The sequence below is a fragment of the Streptomyces sp. NPDC054932 genome (assembly GCF_053610205.1).
Map to the genome: position 1 here is coordinate 1 of NZ_JBSGXU010000337.1, position 4,655 is coordinate 4,655.

The 4,655-nt window shown below is 70.8% G+C and carries 5 protein-coding genes; 4 read left to right on the forward strand and 1 reads right to left on the reverse strand.

From position 1 onward, the window contains the following. The first annotated feature begins 130 nt into the window (after window positions 1–130). The 3 genes from ACWGE1_RS40260 to ACWGE1_RS40270 all read left to right on the forward strand — a co-directional run bounded on the left by ACWGE1_RS40260 (window position 131) and on the right by ACWGE1_RS40270 (window position 2,915). Window positions 131–616, forward strand: a complete 486-nt coding sequence (locus tag ACWGE1_RS40260; protein ID WP_453425437.1) for a hypothetical protein — start codon at window positions 131–133, stop codon at window positions 614–616. A gap of 188 nt (window positions 617–804) precedes the next feature. Further along, on the forward strand, window positions 805–2,412 hold the full coding sequence (locus ACWGE1_RS40265; protein WP_453425438.1) for a phospholipase D-like domain-containing protein: 1,608 nt from the start codon (window positions 805–807) through the stop codon (window positions 2,410–2,412). A gap of 167 nt (window positions 2,413–2,579) precedes the next feature. Beyond that, window positions 2,580–2,915, forward strand: a complete 336-nt coding sequence (locus ACWGE1_RS40270; protein WP_453425441.1) for a hypothetical protein — start codon at window positions 2,580–2,582, stop codon at window positions 2,913–2,915. Between the two features lie 734 nt (window positions 2,916–3,649). On the opposite strand, the gene ACWGE1_RS40275 is transcribed toward ACWGE1_RS40270, so the two are convergent. Then, a complete protein-coding gene (locus ACWGE1_RS40275) occupies window positions 3,650–4,072 on the reverse strand; it encodes an STAS domain-containing protein (protein WP_453425439.1) in 423 nt (140 codons plus the stop codon). Window positions 4,073–4,352: 280 nt separating this feature from the next. Here ACWGE1_RS40275 and ACWGE1_RS40280 point away from each other — a divergent pair. Next, the coding region (locus ACWGE1_RS40280) for a DoxX family protein (RefSeq protein ID WP_453425440.1) at window positions 4,353–4,655 on the forward strand (303 nt) is incomplete at its 3' end.

The window sequence follows — 4,655 nt, forward strand, 5'->3', positions numbered from 1 at the left end:
GCCCGGAACCGGCGAGACTTTCCTGCGTGAGCAACACCGCCGGGGACGGGCCGACCGGACCTCTGCTGACCGCCCGTCGCCCGGATCGAGGGCTTGCGGCATTCGTACCAGTGCGTGGGTGGGGAGCGTCGTGACGGAGACAGGGGCCACGGGTTACGACTGTCTGTCGTGCCGTCCGGTTGCGGAGAGCGAGTTGCGGACGTTCCTGCTGGACTGCTTCGGGATCGCCGAGCGCCGGTTGTTCGTGGGCCACGAGGACCGGGTCGCCGAGGATTTGCGCGACGTCCCGCAGGACGTGGTGTACTCCGCGTTCTGCACGTACCGGCAGGTCCTCGGCCACTTCACGATGGGCGTGGACGTCGGCATCGAGGGCCGGCTGGCCGACCGGGTCGGTCGCCGGGAGTTCGCCGAACGCTTCGCCGCCCACTTCGATACGTACGTGCTGTACGGCGACACCGAACCACCGGGACTGTGGACGGTGATCCTGGCGGACGGCACACGCCTGCGCGCAGCGATGGACGAGGAAGACGGCCGGTACGTGCTCCACGCGGCCACGGCGCCCGTGCCGGGGCTGCCCGAGCTCCGGGTGGACGAGGGTCTGTGGCAACTCCGGTGAGCTCGCGCCGACCGGCTCGCACCGGCTCCGCCGGCCGCCGACGGACGGTCCGCCCGGCGTGGCCGGAACTCGTCCGGCGTGGGTGAACAGGGGCCTACGTGCTGGTAACTTGCGGGTGTTGATCAAGGTCGGAGCCGTGGCCGACCACGCTCCCGGCCGGAGCCACCCCCCCCAATCAAGGAACCACATTGGCACGCACCGTCCGTACGACGGCCCTCGTCTCCACCTCGGCCCTCGCACTCGGCTTCTCCCTCCTCGGCGCCACCGCCCCCGCGTTCGCCGCGGACGCGCCCACTCCGCACCTCGACTCGGTCGAGCAGACCCTGCGTCAGGTCTCGCCGGGCCTGGAGGGCTCGGTCTGGGAACGCACCTCCGGCAACCGGTTCGGCTCCTCCACGCCCGGCGGCGCCGACTGGTTGCTCCAGACCCCCGGTTGCTGGGGCGACGCAGCCTGCACCGACCGGCCCGGGTCGCGCCGTCTCCTGGAGAAGATGCGCCAGGACATCGCCGGCGCCCGGCAAACGGTGGACATATCGACGCTGGCACCCTTCCCCAACGGCGGCTACCAGGAGGCGATCGTCGCGGGCCTCAGGGAATCCGCCCAGAAGGGCAACCGGCTGAAGGTGCGCATCATGGTGGGCGCCGCACCCATCTACCACTCCACGGTGATCCCGTCGTCCTACCGGGACGAACTGATCGCGAAGCTGGGCCCGGCCGCCGCGGGCAACATCACCCTCAACGTGGCCTCGATGACCACCTCGAAGACCGCGTTCTCCTGGAACCACTCCAAGCTGGTCGTGGTGGACGGCAGTTCGGTGATCACCGGCGGCATCAACAGCTGGAAGGACGACTACCTCGAGACCACCCACCCGGTGAGCGACGTCGACCTCGCGCTGTCCGGGCCCGCCGCAGGCTCCGCGGGCCGCTACCTGGACACCCTGTGGGACTGGACCTGCCGCAACAAGAGCAACTGGAGCTCGGTCTGGTTCGCGGCCTCGCCCGGCGCGGACTGCATGCCCTCCCTGCCCCGGCCCGCCTCCCCGGAGGGCGGGGGGAACGTGCCCGCGCTCGCCGTCGGCGGCCTCGGCGTGGGCATCCGCCAGAGCGACCCCACCTCCTCCTTCCGACCGGTCCTGCCCACGGCAGGCGACACCAAGTGCGGGGTCGGGGTGTACGACAGGACCAACGCCGACCGGGACTACGACACCGTGAACCCGGAGGAGAGCGCCCTGCGCGCCCTGGTCTCCAGCGCGACCTCGCACATCGAGATCTCCCAGCAGGACGTCCACGCCACCTGCCCGCCGCTGCCCCGCTACGACGTACGCCTCTACGACGCCCTGGCCGCGAAGCTCGCCTCCGGCGTGAAGGTCCGCATCGTCGTGAGCGACCCGGCGAACCGCGGCACGATCGGCAGCGGCGGCTACTCGCAGATCAAGTCGCTGTCCGAAGTCGGCGACGCGCTGCGCGGCCGGCTGACTGCCCTGACCGGTGACGGCGGGCGGGCGCGGACGGCCCTGTGCGAGAACCTCCAGCTGGCCACGTTCCGCGCTTCCGACCAGCCGACCTGGGCGGACGGCAAGCCGTACGCCCAGCACCACAAGCTCGTCTCGGTCGACGGATCGGCCTTCTACATCGGCTCCAAGAACCTGTACCCGTCCTGGCTGCAGGACTTCGGGTACGTCGTCGAGAGCCCGGCCGCGGCCGGCCAGCTGAAGAGCGACCTGCTGGACCCGCAGTGGCGGTACTCGCAGGCCACCGCGACGTACGACTACACCCGCGGGCTCTGCCAGGGCTGACGACCCCGGCGCGCCCCGGGTCGGGTCGTTGGGCCCGGTGCCGGGCGGCAGGTCCTCGGTGGGGGTCGGAAGTCCGGCGCCCACCCTGCCGTCCGGGACCCGGGCGAACCTCTGTGACTCCTCAAGTCCCTTGCTGTGCGCGGAAAGAGCCCGCCAGGATGATCGACATGACGGGTTTCCTGGGACAGAACACCAAGCACAACTTCGTACTGCTCATCCGGGACGCGGACACGATCGCGGCGGCACTGCGCGAGGCGCTGGCCGGCGCAGCGCCCGACGAGCGGCAGGGCCTGGAACGCGCCGTCGCACTCGCCGAGGCCGCTGCCGCCGCCACCGAGACCCAGCTGCGTGCCCGCTGGGTCCGCTCCCGGCTGGCCGCCGCCGGTTTCGCGGGCGACATCGACTCCGTGGCCGCGGTGAAGGCCCTGCGTCAGGTGGAGCCGACGCTGAGCCTGCTGGCGGCAGTGCAACTGCAGAAGGACGCAGTGGCACATCCCGAGTGACCTGCGAAGTCGACGTTCTCCTCCGGGGCCGTGGCACCGAACACGGTGATCCTGACGCGTGTTCGGACCGTGTTCGGACCGTGTTGGGTACGGCCTGCTGCGCCGTGACCGTGGCGTTGGTGGATGGTGGCCGGAGGACGCGCTCCGGGTCAACGTGCGGGCGTGGCCTGTGGGGTGAGGGTGATGGCGTCGGAGGGTGGCGAATCAGGCCAAACATCACTCAACGTGTTTATCGAGCTCCATATTGGAAACGCTGAGTAGCTACAAGGTGTTAAGGGCCAAGGCGAAAGGCGGGAACCATGTCCGTGAGTATCGGAATCATCCTCATCGTGGTGACGGCGGTCATCGCTGCGATCGCGCTTGCCCCGGCGGTGGCACCCACGGAATCCGATGGGGATGCACGCAGGACCGGCCGGAGCCGACGTCCTTCCCGCCGGCTGCGCAGCATCCCACCGCAGCAGACCGGGGACCGCAGGCGAAGCTTCGGCTGACGGGGCGGAACTGGATGACGAAGCAGGGGCAGGGGGTGGAGCCCGCAGCTGTCGCGGGCTCCACCCCCTGCCCGGGATTACGTCATCGCGCCGAGGAGCGGCGGCGCAAGTGGGCGACGAATGACGGAACTTGGGGTGTGGTCGGAGGAGGTGGGGCAGGGCGGCAGGTCCGCGGCTCAGGGCGCTGCCGGAGCAGCAGAAGGACCGCCGCGACCATCGGAGTGCAGGTCAGCAGTATGAAGGTCATGACGTTGCCACCGCCGTCAGCGAGACGGTCCGGGCCGGCTGCCGTGTCACAGCGGCAGCCGCGCGCAGGAGGCGTTTCACGGCTCGGGAGCGGTTCGCGAGCCTGAGGCTGCGGCCGTGCCGCGGCCACCACTCGAGGATGGACAGGAAACCGGAGTCGGCGAAGGTGACGAGGGAGGTGTCCAGCACGAGACCGGTGTAGCCGTTGTCGGCCGCCGAGGCCAGGAGCGTTCGCAGCGGGGCGGCGGTGAAGCGGTCGATCTCCCCGCCGAGGCGGACGATCAGAGTGGCGCCGAGGGTGGTGCAGGAGCGGACGACTATGCCGACGGGCGCAGTGTCAGCGCCCGAGTCGTGCACGGTGGGAGGGGCCAGGGGCGCGAGAGTGGCGGGCAGTATCGGGGCGGTGCTTGAGCTACTCACATCCCCATCAACGCTTCCCACCCCGTCCCGGGAAACGAGCCACGCGGCCTTTTCACCCTATGCGACCAGCGCCGATCCCCGGCAGGCGGAACGATCCCCATCCGAATGAGGTGTCAGGCGCCCGCCGTGCGGCCGGATGCCGCCGACAGGCCCGTACCCGCTGCGCCGCCAAACGGATGCCCGTACGGCGGACTTGCGGGCGGGCGCGAGGCCGTCGCAGTGCCGACGGGATACGGATGGTGAGCCGAACCGATACCAGGCCGCCTCCAGGGAGACTTCGATGAGCTGCATCAACCGGCGTGACCTCGCTCTGCTGGCCCTCCGGGCCGGAACCGGAGCGGTGCTCATGGCCCACGGCACACAGAAGCTGTTCGGGTGGTTCGGTGGCGGCGGACTCGACGGGACCGCAGCCGCCATGGAGCACATGGGCTTCACGCCCGGTCGGCACAGCGCCCTCGCCGCAGGGCTCGGGGAGACCGCGGGCGGAGCGCTGCTCGTGCTGGGCCTGGCGACCCCGGCCGCCGGTGCCGCGGCCGCAGGGGCCATGGCCGGTGCCGTGGCCGTCCATGCCCCCGCCGGGTTC